Raw genomic sequence first — 14647 nt, 5'->3', positions numbered from 1 at the left:
CGTGTCGTATCTGCTCTAGCAACTGGTCACAGTGTGAGCGCGGTCTTGCATTGCACACGGTAAGCGCCGGCACCCGCGAGGTCACCGCCGCTTGCGGCCGAAACGGCGCCTGCTTTTGCCGAGCTTTCGGCCCGTCAGTTGTTGGGCCTCATATGTCCTGCCCATCGCCGTCAGCGCAGCAGCGAGACTCCGGGTGACACGCGCAGTGCCGGGGTGCTTCTCGCCGAGGACGCGAGGGCAGCGAGCATGTACGTCCTTCAGGAGCTCAACGGCCTCCGAGTTACGACGGAGATCGCGCAGGGTTTTGGCGAGGTTACTGGCAGAGAGGAGGGTATTGGGGTGGTCCTCCCCCAAAATACGGCGACGACGAGCGAGAACGTCCTCCTGCATCCGCCGAGCCTCCACGTGCTCCCCCATGGCGTTCAAGGTGGTGGCGAGGTTGCTGACGGAGGAGAGGGTGTTGGGGTGGTCCTCCCCCAAAACACGACGGCAACGAGCGAGAACGTCCTCCTGCATCCGCCGAGCCTCCACGTGCTCCCCCATGGCGTTCAAGGTGGTGGCGAGGTTGCTGACAGAGGCGAGGGTGTGAGGGTGGTCCTCCCCCAAAACACGACGACGACGAAAAACGACATCTTCCTGCATCGCCCGAGCCTCCGCGCATTTCCCCAATTCGCGCAGGGAGTTGCCGAGATTGTTGGCGGAGGTGAGAGTGCTGGGGTGGTCCTCCCCCAAAATACGGCGACGACGAGCGAGAACGTCCTCCTGCATCCGCCGAGCCTCCGCGTACTCCTCCAATGCGCTCAGGGTGGTGGTGAGGTTGCTGGCGGATTGGAGGGTGTCAGGATGGTCCTCACCCAAGACCCGGCGACAACGTGCGAGGGCGTCGTCCTGCATCGCCCGAGCCTCCGCGTACTCTCCCAAATCGTCCAACATGTTGGCGAGGTTCATGGCGGATTCGAGGGTGCCGGGGTGGTCCTCCCCCAAAACATGGCGACGACGAGCAAGGACCTCCTCCTGCATCCGCCGAGCCTCCGCGTAATCCCCCATGGCATGCAAGGTGTTGGCAAGGTTGTTGGCGGATTGAAGGGTGTCAGGATGGTCCTCCCCCAAAATACGGCGACGACGAGTAACAAGGTCCTCAATGACTGAGCGGGCTTTGGCGTAGTCGCCAAGGTCAGCGCTGGCATGTCCCACACGCTGTGCGCAGGTGAGCACGTCAGGGTGATCTGGCCCCAATGCGTTAATCCACACCTGATGCAGCGTCGCACTAAGGTCATAGGCGACGCGTGGTTGACCGCTGCTGAGGAGAAAATGGACAGCCTTGGAAAGCGTTGGACGCATTTCGGGTCGGTCGATAACCGCAGTGGAAACGTGGGGAATGGTGAGGTGGGCAGTAAGGGATGCCCACACCGACCATTCAGCTGGGGATTGTGGGTCGCCCGGGTTTGCTGCCATGAGGACGGCAATGACGTCGTCGCCAATCGCTACAGCCAGATCAGAGCTGGTCTCCGTGCGGACGATGGCCTGAGTCAGTCGATGGATTTGGCAGGCGTTGACGTCAGTGCGGGCCAGTCCAAAGCGGCTGAGGGGCTGAAGGGCGCTGCGTAGCCACATCGGGTCGTCTGGATCACCGGGAATGCTGGTCAGTCGGGAGCGGGCTGTCTCCAGCCAGGCGGTGGGAATGGGTTCGGGGCCGAGGAACGCTCCGAGGCGGAGCAGAGCAGTGGCATCGGGGTGGCCGTCGTCCATGAGGCGGGTGACGGCGATGTTAACTGTCGCAGCCAGCGGCGCGGGGTAGTCGCGAACATCGCTCTCCTGAAGGAGGCGGGCGGTGTTGGTGGTCAGGAGTTGACGATAGCGGTCCACGGTCATGCCGCTGCGCAGAACTCCCGCAGCTTGGGCGAGCGCAAGGGGCAGGTCGCCGAGGTCCTGCGCGAGGAGGTCGGCCTGTTCCGTGGCGATTGTCGGGATACGAGCCTGAACGTAGGCCAGGGAGTCGGCGCGGGTAAACACACCCAGGTCACTCTGGTGAGCAATCCCATGCCAGTCTGGGTCGCGTGAGGTGATCAGAACGTGGCCGGTCCCCTCTGGGAGCCAAGGCTCGATCTGATCAGGCTTTTCAGCGTTGTCTAGGATGAGAAGCCATCGGTGCCGCGCCCGCAGATACTGGAGAAGAGCACGTGCATTCGCTTCGGTACCGGCGTCGGATTTGGCGATGCCGAGGCGTTCGGCGAGTTCGGTGTAGCGGACGGGTAACTGGTCGGCTTGTTCGGCATCAACCCACCACACGAGGTCGTACTGGCTGGCGAAGCGGTGGGCGTACTCCAAAGCAATCTGGGTCTTACCAATGCCGCCCATGCCGTGCAGTGCCTGGACCACTGCCTGGCGTCCGCTGAGCAATCCGGCACGAAGCTGAATCATTTCAGCCTCGCGACCGAAGAAGTCTGGATTACGGCGGCGGACGTTCCATACCTTGGGCAGACCGACACTGCTAGGTAGCCGGGGGCGCTGTGGGTCGGATTCTGTATCTGAGTCAGCCAAGGCAGCGCCAGGAAAGGCGACCGGACCAGCAGGGGGAACCGGTCCATGAACCGCTTCGAGCAGGGAAGCAGTAGCGGCAGATTCGTCCAGCCCGTGGAGGTCCGTACGCAGCCTCCCAGCCAGGAGGGCTGGGATGTCGTCGTCGGCCAGAGGCTCGATCACCACCGGAACGAGCCGCCCCCGCTTGGCCACGGTGGCCGACCACTCTTCTTGGGTCCACCGTCCGGCGGCGAAGTAGTTCTTGGAGAACAGGGCCACCATCGCGTCGGCCCTGACAAGAGCAACGTTCATCTTCTGGACGAAGTCGTCCCCAGTGCGCCAGTCCCACCTGTCCAGCTCAACCTCATGCCCCGCCCGCTTGAGCTGCCAGCCCACCCACTCCGCCCAGACACGGTCCGGGCCCGCATAGCTGACGAAGAACCGCTGCGCGGTGTCGGTCACCATTGACCCCCCATCCTCTGATAATTGTCACGTTAACCGACAGCCATGATCTCGCGTATAGCCTGGTAGCAGGCGAAGAACACCGAGATCGGTGATAGGAAGAGGGAGTGAAGTGGCCCAGGCGCCAAGGAACGTTGAAGTCAGGTTGAAGCTGCCGATGCTCGAGATCGCCGGCAGCTGGGAGCCGAACGACGCGGAGCGGCGAGCTGCCTGGGAGCTGTATGTAGAGCTGATCACCCGAGTGTCTGTGGTGCCACTGCGGGAGGACGAGGGTCTGCTGCGAGAGGCGCTGACGAGCTTGCACTCGCTGTTCGGCACCAGTCGCGAAATCCTGCGCCGTCACGGGCCGCAAGTCGCCGAACCGAAACGGAACGGCGAGTACAACTTCGGGTACCTGGCGGTGGCTACGCTCAACTACGGTGTACGCCCGCTCCTAGCCGCCTGGCACCCTGCGTTGGAGGATTGGGAGAGCCGCCGCCCTGCGGACCGCTCCCGCCGCGACCATGAGCGTGCCTGGCCCCAGTCAGCTCAGCTGCGAACTGCCTTGGACGACACCCGTCGCATCCTTGCTGCGTACGCCGACCTCCTCGCCACCGCCTGCGGCGTACCCAACCTCCTCGGCGCCTATCCCAACCCCCGCTCCTGACGCACCACGAGGCGGGAGGAGGGCGTTCCTCGTGATCGCGAGTGAACATGGCACCCGTCGCCCTGGCTCGGCTCGGCAGCAGATTTACAGCGGGCTCACTTCGCGCGCGATGACCTGCGATTTTGTGTAGTTCGCCCGCTGCCGGGGACACCTGGGGGAAGCCCTGCGCGGCGGGCTAGTGAGCACCGCTTCGGAAGACACATCCGACAAGCGTTTAGAAGATGCGGGCAGGCCCCATTGCGCCGGTCGAACCGTCCGTCCTGTGCCGCTGCCGTGCCGGGCTGCTGAGCGCCGCTACGGTCCGCCGTCGTTGCCGTCAGCACTGCCGTCACTGCCGTCGGAGGCACGTTCCTGTGAGCACCGCTAAAGAAGCGAGGTTGGGCGATCACGGGCGCGACCTGCTCGCTCCTTGGCCTAGGCAGAGTCCGGCCGAAGTCAGCATGGGTACCCCCGTTCTCCGTGAGTCCCCGTCCGTTCTGGCACGAGAGTGGCACAACCCGGGGTAGTGCCTTGACCGAACTATGCGCGGGGCGGGGAACTGGTCGCAGCGCCACCAACGGTCTGCTCAGTCATCTGCGGTCGGCACGGTGTCGATGCGAACTACGAGTGCAACGGCTGCTGGGGTCTGCTGAAGCTGGCCAGACGGCTACCTGAAGCCGATGACCTGGAGCGCTCTAGCACGTTCCCGCGTTTGACATGGACTTGAAGCAGAGTGACCCTAGATATAACTGAGGTCTATGTGACCGGCGGTGAGAAACATGTGCGACGCGCTCACCAAGGAATACCTGCGGTGGATTAGGCAAGCGACGGGTGACATTGGCGCCTGGCAGCCATCCAACAAGATACCCCTCGGCAGCATTGGCCACTTCGACGAATGCGGCAAGTTCGTCGCAATTGGCAGCGCAGAAAAGATCCTCGATATATCACCCAACGCGAGGACCGGAGCTAAGTTCAGCAAGACCATCTACCAAACGGGTAGGTTCGCTTTCATGGAGGCGAAGGCGGGAGCGCCTGTGGGGGTGGCTAACGTGAGGCTCAAGCGAGGCATGGGCTTCACCCTCTACATCGGTTCGGGCGAAGAAGAAATGATCCGAAACGAATCAGATGTGCTAGATGAAGCTAAGCAGCGCCTTGCGGATGGAGGATTCCGACTGGGGTGGCTCATCGTGGCGAAGCGACTTAAGGTAAAGAGTGGTTTCGCCATGCTGATGGGCGGTCGCAATGCGCAAGCTACCCTGCAAGTAAACGCCGCTGCGCTCGCGGGGGGAGACCCTACCTGGGGTAACTTGGCTAATGCTGGGGTGACCTTCAGCTTCGGTTCTGGAAGCGTCCGAGGGTACAAGTTTAGGGAAGGCAATACACCTGTATTCGACCGAGTCTGGCGAGTCGCGCCATCTCTGCGGAAAGACCTCTATGGTGATGACCCGAGAGGGCAGAATTGGGAAAGCCTGAGCTTTAGGCCGAATCCTAAAATATCCAAAGCCGAGGTCCTTGCCTTGCCGAGCAACAAGCTATTCGAGCTTAGATAGGTCGAAGGCTTAGACCGTTTCCTATGTGGTGAGGCGGACGAGTCGCTTGTAGTAGCACAGCGCGGCGGCGAGTTCGAGTAAGGCCAGGTAGTTGCGGGGATGACATATGCAGGCTCGTACGACACCCGGCGTCACCCCTTCAGACGAACAATTGTTGAGCCAACTCGCAGTCAGAGGACGTTTGGGGACAGGGGCGAATTTCCCAAGTCGTGCGGACTCAGAGATGGAGATGCCATGGCGCCAAGAGTAGACAACCTCGACATCCTGGTCGAGGGGGAGATCTGGGGGATCAACCTCGCCGAGTGGTCTCACGACCCTGATGATCCGCAGCCCGGCAAGCTGACGATCACCGTCAACAACGGGACGGGCAATTGGATCGACGTCGTCATGGACTCCATCTATCCGGATCACCAGAGGATCTGGACTTCCGGACACTTTCCGAGGGGGCAAGCAAGAACCCACGAAGAGGAAGTGATCTACCATCGGGATAAGACCATCAAGGTCAACAGGTGGAGACCGATGAACCCCTTCGGTATTCCACGCGATGCGGGCGGCCAGCTCGTCTTCAGCATGCCGGATCGCGGTGATGTCAAGATCGATATCACCGTAATTGGCTGACGCAGCGCCCGTTCAGAGATTCAGATCAGGGATCGGATGTTCCCACCGAGTTCTTGGACCGTAGTGGAACGGTGGCGGAACTTGAAGGTCGGGCTCATGCCCTCTAAGGGTTGTCCCGTAACCGCTGGTCACGGGACAACCCTTAGATGGAACCCTGCCCGAAGGAAACTCGATGGACGCATTCGAGACCCGCTCGCTATGGGATGCCCCTGAACACCGCGCACCAGATGGGTCGATCGTCAAGCCGCTCTGCGAGCTATCCGCAAGTGGCGGCGTTGCGCATTTCTACCTTGACCCCGGCGAAGTTTCCAAGGCTGTGCAGCACAGCACGGTGCAAGAGATCTGGTACGTCATAAACGGTGCAGGAAAGATGTGGCGCCGACAGAACGACCAGGAGTGCACCGAAGAGATCACACCGGGGACTTGCTTGACTATTCCGATCGGCACTACCTTTCAGTTTCGATGCGAAAGCCCGGAGCCGCTTCGAATAATTGGAGTTACCATGCCGCCGTGGCCAGCAGATGGCGAAGAAGAAGCCAGAATAGTAAATGGCAAGTGGTGACCGCGTAACGGCCTCAGAGATTCCATCCCACCGTCGAGTACGCCCTCTCAGTGCCACCAAACCGCAAACGGTCGAGCACTACCCCTGCGGTCGAGTTCTTCCCTGTTTGGCCATGCGGGGAGCTTGTTGCAGTTGCGATCCCCATGCCAGCCACTACGTGGCTTAATCCGGATTTAAGACCTTGCCATACGCAGTCTCGCAGTGGGAATACGGCAGGTTGTCTGACGCGCGGTTGGCGTAGCGACTTTGGCCGGGAGCTGCTTTGGCGCGAGCGATCATGGGCCATTACGCTGGCCCGCGAATCGGGCAGGCTTGTGGTCCTGCCCGATAGTGCCCGATTTTGTGCCATGATCTTCGAGGCTCGCCCCAAAGTGGCTGGCTAAAGTCGCGGAGCCGACCGCCCCAGCCACGACGTGTTCTGACCTCATGCACTGTGTGTCTGCCTCTTGCGGCCGGCGGTGCCGAGCGGGGCGGAGACATGAGCGCGGGCGCCGCCGGCCGCCCGCGCCCGCCCGGCGGAGCGGAGCGACGACGGGTGCTTGATGCAGTGGAGAAAGTTGTACCGCGCTGGCAGCACCGCGGTTCAAAGGTCCTCGCTCAAGAGATCGCAGATGGCCTGCTCCGACCAGTGACCGGCGGCGCCGGGGCATGCTGCTACGTATGAGGCCACTGCCTCTACATCCCATGCGCCGGCGGTCAGTAGTCCCGAAGCCAAGAAGCGCACGTACGCGCCGGAGGGCGGGACCCATTGGACGTCCCGCACGCCCCACGGGGCGGTGAAGGTCAGGACTGGCAACCCATCGACCTGACCGGCACACACGAGTGTTTCGTAGCGGCCCTCACCTAGCACCGCTCGGCCCTGTGCCAGCACATCCACCAGTTCAAGACCCGCACCCGGTTCCCTGTACATCTCTTGGGCGGCAATATCGGAGAACTGATCGGTAGTCACCAGGTGAGCCCTAGCCAGCACTCGTCCACTCACTTGCGGATCGTAAAAGGCCCTTCCCCCTCCCCACACGGGTGACTCGGTCGCGAAGTACAGGGCGCCGGTCAGTTCAACGGGGATCGACCTGGCGGGCATCGTCGGGTTTCGGCACCCTGGGTATTCCCGTGCCGCGCCGGGTGGGCGACCGCCCTGGATGTACGCGGCGAGTCGATCGAGGTGCATGTTCGAGCCGTAGGACGTGTACCAGACCCGTTCCGGGTAGTGGTTGGTCGGCAACGTCGGATCAATGCTGTGTAGGGCCTTCACTCTTGCCTGCTCCTGAGAGACGCGCTCAGTCTGCCGAAACGTCGTACCTGATGACATGACGGTCTCCCGGAAGGATCGTGATCATTACTCGTAGGGGCCGGTTGTTCTCGTCGTAGCCCGTGCGCATGTGCACAGCGACAGGGGTAGCGGAGGGAAGCGACAGCTTTTCGACCTCGGCGCGGGTCGGCATCCGCACAGTGATCTCGTCCCTGTAGCGAGCCTGGACAAGGCCAACGCTGGCCAGCACGCCACCCGGCGCTGACACATCTTCGGGCAGCATCAACGGCGTGCCCCGAACTAGCTCTTCAGGGAAGTAGGAGTCAGCCAGGGCGTACGGATCGTGGTCCACTATGCGCACCCGTTCCCGGACGACAGTCAGTGCGGTCTCGGGATCCAGTTCCAGGCGTTCCGCGACTTCAGCCGGTGGACGCCGGATGGAGACGCGAACTTCCTGCCGAGGTTGGCGCCCACTTTCAGCCACGATGCTGGCCCACTGGTCACCGCGCTCGTTCGACTGGTGCCGGGTCCGAGACTCCAATACTGACCAGTCCCAGACGGCCGGTGTCAGACTGCGGCGAACGAAGCTACCCCGCCCCTGACCAGCGATGATGAGCCCTTCCTCGGTCAAGCGCCGTAGGGCCAGGCGGACTGTGTTGCGACTCGCTTCGTATCGCTCGACCAACTCGAACTCCGTTGGGAGCTGTTGACCCGGTTCCAGCTCGCCCCGCTCGATCTGTCCTCGCAGGTCATCCGCGATTCGGTGGTACCTGGGGCGCTGCTCCCGCACGGTGCCTCCCTGCTAGTTGGCTGACTTGTGCCAACAACATACGCCTTTTGCCTTGACGGTCGTAGCGACTTGAGGCAACACTCAGGGCATCAGTTGTTGGTACAACACCACCAACACCGTTGAGTCAGTCTTTATGCCAGGCAGGGCTACTGCGGTTCGCCGTAAGTCCCTGAGCTGGGCGTTCATTGACAACTGCATGGGGATCACACCGCCTCTCCTCGGCCAAGTAGGCGGTCACGCGGGAGCTCCCGCGTGAGGTACAGCGCTATTCGACCTCTCCGCAGCCCTGAGCGGCTGGGGCCGGTTGCCTCCCCCGCCCGTCCGGCTCCGCACCTGGTGCGCGTGCCGTACGGGCGGGGCGTGGGGAGCCGCGTGGGCTTCACCCTTCACCCATCGAGAGGACTGTTCATGGACCGCCTGAAGGCGCAGGCCTCGAAGAACCGCGAGGCAGCGAAGGTGCTGCGTAGTCGGGGCAAGGACGCTGCCGCGAAGCAGATGGAGGACCGGGCCGAAGAACTGGAGTCCGGCCGGGTTACCGACTGCACCGACGCTGTCAGTGGCCTCATCTCCTGGGCCTTTCGCCGCTGAGTTCGGACCTACTTCTTAAACGGCGCGCGGCTCCCGGGGTGCCTCCCGGGAGCCGCTGTTCGGGCCGTTCACCTGTGAGAGGACACCCGACCCAATGAGCCACATCGTCACTGTTCAGGAAGCTGTTACCGCGTTCGCCGATTGGAAGGAGCCGACGGACGCGGAGCTGGACGCGATCGAGCTGGAGATGCCCGCGATCCTCGCGGACGTCGACTTGGTCGACGCGGAGATTGCCGCGCTGGACAACCGGCCGACCGAGCTGGACGCCCGTCGGATCCGCCGGGCCCGCCGCAAGGCCCTGGCTGCCCGTTGCGCTCTGACCAACCAGGCCGCGGCCGAGAGGGGCGCCGCATGAGCGGGCGCACCGACTCCCACCGCGTCGACTCGCTCCCGGACCCGGTGATGGCGCTGCTCCGCGCTGTCCATGACGCGCTGGATCTTCCGCTGCCGGGCTTGACCGACGCAGACGAACGCGCCTACGCCCGTCTTCTGGTGCACCGGGCGAGGGATGCGCAGGTCATCCTCGCCGGGATCCTCGATGACGGACACGAGGCGGGACGGGCCGCGCTGTCGCTGCGTGCCTGGGTGGACCGTGAGCCGGTCACCTACACCCCGTGGACCAACGAGAGGGGTGCGCGGTGAACCGCAAGGGAAGGGTCCTGCTCGTTCTCGCGCTGGTTGCGGTGGTCGCCATGGCCTTCCGCGTCTCCTGGAACGCCCTGCGGGATGTTGCGCAGTCCATCGGCGCGGACGCGACCGCGGCGCTGTTGTACCCGTTCGTGGTCGACGGACTGATGGCGCTGGCCCTCATCGCCACGTTGGTGCTGACCGACACGGACGGACAAGCGGTTCGCGCTGCGGGTGCTGGCCACCTACACCCTCGCGTCGCTGGTGTTGAATTACGTGCACGGCCTCGTCCCCGCTGCGCACGGCGGCGGCGCCGGCCGAGTGCGGCTGGCCGAGTGGGATGTGGCGCACTGGGTGCTCGTCCTGCTCGCCACGTCCTTGCCGGTCGGTTCCATCTACTTCGGTTCCGACCTCGTGGCCAAGGTTCTGCACCAGCGCGGCACTGCCACACCGGAGCAGGTGTACGGGCCGGACGGGGAGGAATCCGCACCCGTCCCGCACGCCCCTGCACCCGTCGGCCAGAGCGCCCCGGCCCCGCTGGCCGCTGCTCCGGATCGCGAGGCGTCTGTGCTGGTCACGGCCCGTGCGGATGCCGGACGGGCAACCGATCCGCACAGCCCGCACACCGCCCGCACGCCTGAGGCCGAGAGCGCTGATGACGCGCTGCGGCAGGCGCAGTTCGAGGAGGCGGAATTGGAGCGGATGCGGCAGGACGCACGCCGTGCGTATGCCGAGTCCGCACAGGCGGGCCGCCCGCTCAGCGCCCGTGCGCTGGGTGAGGCATTCGGCATGAGCGAGTCCTGGGGACGCAAGCAGATCCTCGCCGTCCGCGACGACGAGCAACCGGCCCGGCCGGTCCTGCGGGCAGTCGACACGGTTAGCGTCTGATGCCCGCTGTCCCGGTCTACCAGTGGCGGCTCGCCCCCGACGGGTTGGCCACGCGCCGCCAGCTCCGGGCTCTCGGGTTGCGGCCCGGTGGTCAGGATGTGGCCGCGCAGGTTGAGCGTCCGCGGCGCCGCCGAGGCCCGCTGGTCGCCTACCTCTACTCGATCGAGCAGGCCAAGCCCGTACGGCCGATGACGCCCGCGAAGTGGGCGGCGCTGGCCAAGGCGAACGCCGCTCGCCGTATCTGCCCGGAGTGCCGGCGGGATGCCGGATACGTCGTCCCGCCCTCACTCGGCATGTGCACCCCGTGCGCCTACCCCGACGAACAGCACGCCGCATAAGCCCTGTTGGCAGGCCCGGCCAAACGCCTCCTACAGCCCCGGCCGGGCCCTACTCCCAAAGGAGTGCTCACAGCATGACGGAACTCAGCACCGAACCGGTAGCCATCGAGGCGCCCGCACCCGCACCACCCCTGCCCCCACCTGCGCCACCGACCGAGCAGGCTTCGACCCCGGTTGTGGCCGAGGTGGAGCACACGCCCGGCGGCTGGCCGGTCGTCCCCCTCGCCCTGTCCGGGGCGAACAGCACCGTGGGCCTAGTCGCCACCGCGGCCCTGGCCGGCGGCCCGGTCACCGCCATGGTGGCCGCGACCGGCGCCGTCGTCCTCGGCACGGTCGCTGCCACCCGCAGCCGCCAGGCCAACCCCCGCAAGGAAGCCCGCCGGGCCGCCGCCTGTGCCGCCGGCCGATCCGCTGCCCACAGCGCAGGCCTGCGCCGCGGTGGTGCGGGAACTCCCGGCAGCCGCGCCGGGGGGCGTTCGTCCGCTACTCGTGGCGGTCGCTCCGGCGGCCGGTCGGGCAGCGCGCCCGGACAGCACCGCCGCGGGTCCGGCTCATCTGCCCGTAACGGCAGCACCGCCGGAGCCGGGAAGACCCGCAGCAAGGCCGGTCAGGGCGCGTCCAAGCGCGCGGCCAGCGCACTTGGGAAGGCTGCGGGCCGGGTTGGGCAGGTCAAGGCTCTGCGGTCGGCGCAGCAGGCCGCCGCCGGATCCCGGGCCGGGCAGCGGGCACAGACCACCGCTGCCCGCCGCGCGGTCGCCGACGCCCGCCGCCACGCCGAGACCCGCACCCCCGGCGGCAGCGGGATCACCTCCCGGGCAGGGCGCCGGGGCGGCCTGGCAGGCCGGATGCTCAGCAGCGCCGCCCGCAAGGCCCGCACCGCGCGAGATGCAGCGGTCGCCAAGAGTCGTGCCAGGCGGGATGCCCAGGCGGCGGGCACGGTCGCTGCCAAGCGCGCCGCGGTCCGTAAGGCTCCGGCTCGCAGGGCGGCCCGGCAGGCTTTGCGCCGGTCCGCGGCCCGCTTCCACGGCCGGCGCCTGCTCGCCGCGCTGCTCGCCCTCCCGGCCGGACTGCTGGGGCTGATCACCAGCCCGATCGGCCGCAAGCTCGGCATCCCCGCCCTCATCCACCCGGGACGGCGCCTGTACCGGCGGCTGGCCGGTGTCGCTGCCGAGCAGCGGGCCGCGCGGGATGAGGCGATCCGCCAGGAGCAGGCCCAGCAGGAAGCCGCCGCGGACGCGGAGGCAGCCAAGGACGCCACCGACGGCATCGCCGACGGCGTCGAGCGACCCGCATCCACCGTTCCCACCAGCACGAACACCCCGTCGATCGAGGGAGAGCACATGACCGGTTTCCGGTTCGAAGAGGCCGCTTCCGAGATGGAGGAGGCCGCCAACTCCTACGAGCCCGACGGCTGCATGGAGATCCTGGCGATGGTCGAGAGCCTGCCCGCCGCGCTGACCAGCGTGGCGAACGTGATGAAGATCCTCGCCGAGCGCTCCGACAGCGAGTTCCCGCTGGAGAAGCAGATCGCCGACAACTTCAACGACATCTACGGCGCCCTGATGAGCGCCGTCGCCGTGGCCGAGGACATGGGCCCGGTGTTCCGCCAGGTCCACGCCCAGGACATCGCCCGACACGAGGACCCCCGCAACGGACACGAGGCCGAGAAGGGCTGGAACGTCTGATCATGGCCACCACCGCCACAAAGCAGCAGCCCAGTGGCCCGGTGCTGGACTGGACGGCCGGTCACGGACCCGTGACCGGCGCCCTGTCCGCCACCACCGGAGCCTTCGCCGTCGCCACCACCGGCGCCGCCACATCCATGCCCCCGGGTTGGGCCCTGGCCGTCGGCGCGGCCGGCGCCCTCGGACACACCGTGGTCGGCCTGCGCGTCCGCGACGCCGGCCGCACGCTCGCCACCCGCGCCGCCTCCTGGCTCGTCGGCGCCGGATGGACCACCTGGGCCATGACCCACGGCCCCCTGACCTGGGCCGCCCTCGGCTCCCTCGCCACCATCGGCGTCGGCATCGGTGCCGCCGCCCGCTCCACCGCCCTGTTCGAAGAGGCCCGGGAGGAAGAGGCCATCGCCGCCGAACAGCGGCAGATCGCCGCCGAGCTGTCCGCGGAGCGCCGGGCTATCGCTGCGCAGTGGGTGGACCGTATCCAGCGGGTCTGCTCGATCACCGTGCGCGTGGTCGGAGTCGAGACGTGGGAGACCGGCGCCGGGTACTCCATCGACGCCGAACTCCCGCCCGGCGGCGCCACCTGGAACAGGATCGCCGCCGAGTCCCCCCGCCTGTCTGCGGATGCTCGGTTGCCGCACGGCTGCACCGCCACCGCCTCCCCCGGCATCCACCAGGGCCGCGTCATCATCGACGTGACCACCGTCAACGTGCTGGAGCAGGAACGCACCTATCCCAGCGACTACGGGCCGCTCTCGGTCCACACCGGTATCCCGTGGGGATACCGGACCAACGCCGAACAGATCCTCACCTACCTGCGCGAGCAGTGCGCCCTCATCGTCGGCCCGACCGGATCGGGCAAGACCAACATGGTCCACTCGATCCTCGCCGGGTTCGCCCGCGCCGACGACATCCTCACCTGGGTGATCGACCTCAACGCCGGTTCTGCGGGCCTGCCCTGGGTGCTCCCGGCGCTCAACGGCGAGATCAGCACCCCGGACGGCAAACTGGTCCGGCCCGGCATCGACTGGCTCGCTGGCACCTACGACGAAGCCATGACCATGCTGGACACCGCCGTGCGCGTGGCCAAGCACCGCAAGATGGGCTACCAGGACGTACTCGCCCGCGCGAACACGGACCTGCTGCCCATCAGCGCGAAGATTCCGCAGATCATGCTGGTCATCGATGAGGGCGCCGAGATCCTGTCCAGCCCGGACCGGCAGGTGCGCAAGCTCGGAGAGAAGATCCTGGAAGTGATCCGGATCGCCCGCGCCATGGGCATCCGCACCGTCCTCACCGCCCTCGGAGCGACCGGCAGCGTGCTGAGCAACCTCATGATCCGGCGAGAGGCCAAGGTCAGGGTTGCCCTGACCGGTGGTGAGACCGAGGGCATGGACCTGTCCAAGATGTTCCCCGGCTCCCGCGGACTGCGCGTCGACCAGGCACCCCACAAGGGCGCCGGGTTCATGGGCACCCCCGAGTCGCCGGCCGCGCTGTTCAAGGCCTGGCGCATCCTCCCGAACCAGATCCGGGAGATCATCGCCGCCACCTCCGACCGCCACCCCACCCTCGATGCCGTGTCCGCCAAGGCAGCCGGGCCCGCCTACGTCCGGCGCTGGGACAGCGACCGCACCGCCTGGATGCGTGACCAAGCCTCCAGCAACGACGCCAACGCCACCAGTTCGGCGGGGACGGGGCTGAGGCTGTCCGCCCTGAACAGCTCGGAGCAGGCGCAGGGCTCGCCGGAAGACGAGATGCTGCGCCGCTTCCGCGAGCAGATCGACGCCCAGTTCGGCACCGCACCCGAGCCGCAGACCCCCGCGGGAGGTGACAGGCCGCCGGCCGCGGGTGGGCTGAACCTGTCGGCGCTGCGGGGCGAGCAGGAGAGTCCCGCGCAACAGGCTGCCCTGGCGCTGCTGCTCGCCGCTGGCCGGGAGGGCACCGGGGCCTCTGCGATCGCCCGCGCGCTCGCCGACGAGCACGGCACGTCCCGTCAGACGGTCGTCGGCTGGCTGCGGGATTGGGTGAAGGACGGCACCGCCGTACGCGTCGGAGAGGGCACCAAAGCCCGCTACGTCCACCGCCAGCACGCCCCCGAACAGCCCCCCGAGGGCTGATCACTTGTCGCTTGTCGGCTCACCCCGAACA

General features: G+C 66.3%; 13 protein-coding genes and 2 pseudogenes. 11 read left to right on the top strand and 4 right to left on the bottom strand.

Annotation, left to right across the window (positions count from 1 at the left end):
- Positions 1–81 precede the first annotated feature (81 nt).
- Entirely contained in the window at positions 82–2982 is a 2901-nt protein-coding gene (gene fxsT / locus HNR57_RS10715) for an FxSxx-COOH system tetratricopeptide repeat protein (RefSeq protein WP_184560351.1), read from the bottom strand.
- Positions 2983–3139: 157 nt separating this feature from the next.
- On the opposite strand from fxsT, the gene HNR57_RS10710 reads away from it, so the two are divergent.
- Positions 3140–3628: a hypothetical protein gene (locus HNR57_RS10710; RefSeq protein ID WP_221342356.1), complete on the top strand. Its 489-nt coding sequence runs from the start codon at positions 3140–3142 to the stop codon at positions 3626–3628.
- A 758-nt stretch (positions 3629–4386) separates the two neighbouring features.
- Positions 4387–5157 carry a hypothetical protein gene (locus HNR57_RS10705; protein ID WP_184559276.1) on the top strand — a complete coding sequence of 257 codons (771 nt, stop codon included), beginning with the start codon at positions 4387–4389 and terminating at the stop codon, positions 5155–5157.
- 21 nt (positions 5158–5178) lie between these two features.
- On the opposite strand, the pseudogene HNR57_RS40860 reads toward HNR57_RS10705, so the two are convergent.
- A pseudogene (locus tag HNR57_RS40860) lies at positions 5179–5397 on the bottom strand (hypothetical protein); the annotation flags it as partial.
- On the opposite strand from HNR57_RS40860, the gene HNR57_RS10700 reads away from it, so the two are divergent.
- A complete protein-coding gene (locus tag HNR57_RS10700) occupies positions 5392–5775 on the top strand; it encodes a hypothetical protein (protein ID WP_184559274.1) in 384 nt (127 codons plus the stop codon). The pseudogene HNR57_RS40860 and the gene HNR57_RS10700 overlap by 6 nt on opposite strands.
- 172 nt (positions 5776–5947) lie before the next feature.
- Positions 5948–6337 carry a cupin domain-containing protein gene (locus tag HNR57_RS10695; protein WP_184559272.1) on the top strand — a complete coding sequence of 130 codons (390 nt, stop codon included), beginning with the start codon at positions 5948–5950 and terminating at the stop codon, positions 6335–6337.
- Between the two features lie 583 nt (positions 6338–6920).
- Here HNR57_RS10695 and HNR57_RS10690 read toward each other — a convergent pair.
- Positions 6921–7589 (bottom strand): histone deacetylase, encoded by a 669-nt coding sequence (locus tag HNR57_RS10690; protein ID WP_184560349.1) that lies wholly within the window; start codon positions 7587–7589, stop codon positions 6921–6923.
- Positions 7590–7614: 25 nt separating this feature from the next.
- Complete coding sequence (locus HNR57_RS10685; RefSeq protein WP_184559270.1) at positions 7615–8376, bottom strand: GntR family transcriptional regulator; 762 nt, start codon at positions 8374–8376, stop codon at positions 7615–7617.
- 408 nt (positions 8377–8784) lie between these two features.
- Between HNR57_RS10685 and HNR57_RS10680 the strand changes: the two genes are divergently transcribed.
- The 7 genes and pseudogenes from HNR57_RS10680 to HNR57_RS10650 all read left to right on the top strand — a co-directional run bounded on the left by HNR57_RS10680 (position 8785) and on the right by HNR57_RS10650 (position 14616).
- Positions 8785–8964: a hypothetical protein gene (locus tag HNR57_RS10680; protein ID WP_184559268.1), complete on the top strand. Its 180-nt coding sequence runs from the start codon at positions 8785–8787 to the stop codon at positions 8962–8964.
- A gap of 94 nt (positions 8965–9058) precedes the next feature.
- Positions 9059–9319, top strand: a complete 261-nt coding sequence (locus tag HNR57_RS10675; RefSeq protein WP_184559266.1) for a DUF6284 family protein — start codon at positions 9059–9061, stop codon at positions 9317–9319.
- Positions 9316–9606, top strand: a complete 291-nt coding sequence (locus HNR57_RS10670; RefSeq protein ID WP_184559264.1) for a hypothetical protein — start codon at positions 9316–9318, stop codon at positions 9604–9606. The genes HNR57_RS10675 and HNR57_RS10670 overlap by 4 nt, the downstream gene beginning before the upstream one ends.
- Positions 9603–10479: pseudogene (locus HNR57_RS10665) on the top strand (DUF2637 domain-containing protein). The gene HNR57_RS10670 and the pseudogene HNR57_RS10665 overlap by 4 nt, the downstream one beginning before the upstream one ends.
- Positions 10479–10817 carry an RRQRL motif-containing zinc-binding protein gene (locus tag HNR57_RS10660; RefSeq protein ID WP_184559262.1) on the top strand — a complete coding sequence of 113 codons (339 nt, stop codon included), beginning with the start codon at positions 10479–10481 and terminating at the stop codon, positions 10815–10817. Before HNR57_RS10665 ends, HNR57_RS10660 begins: the two are co-directional and overlap by 1 nt.
- Before the next feature lie 74 nt (positions 10818–10891).
- Positions 10892–12502 carry a hypothetical protein gene (locus tag HNR57_RS10655; RefSeq protein ID WP_184559260.1) on the top strand — a complete coding sequence of 537 codons (1611 nt, stop codon included), beginning with the start codon at positions 10892–10894 and terminating at the stop codon, positions 12500–12502.
- A gap of 2 nt (positions 12503–12504) precedes the next feature.
- Positions 12505–14616, top strand: a complete 2112-nt coding sequence (locus HNR57_RS10650; RefSeq protein ID WP_184559258.1) for a hypothetical protein — start codon at positions 12505–12507, stop codon at positions 14614–14616.
- The last annotated feature ends 31 nt before the right edge of the window (positions 14617–14647 follow it).

The organism is Streptomyces paradoxus, from assembly GCF_014202475.1.
Lineage (GTDB): Bacteria > Actinomycetota > Actinomycetes > Streptomycetales > Streptomycetaceae > Streptomyces > Streptomyces paradoxus.
Note: the sequence above shows the minus strand (reverse complement) of the source record. Positions and strands in the feature narration are given on the sequence as shown.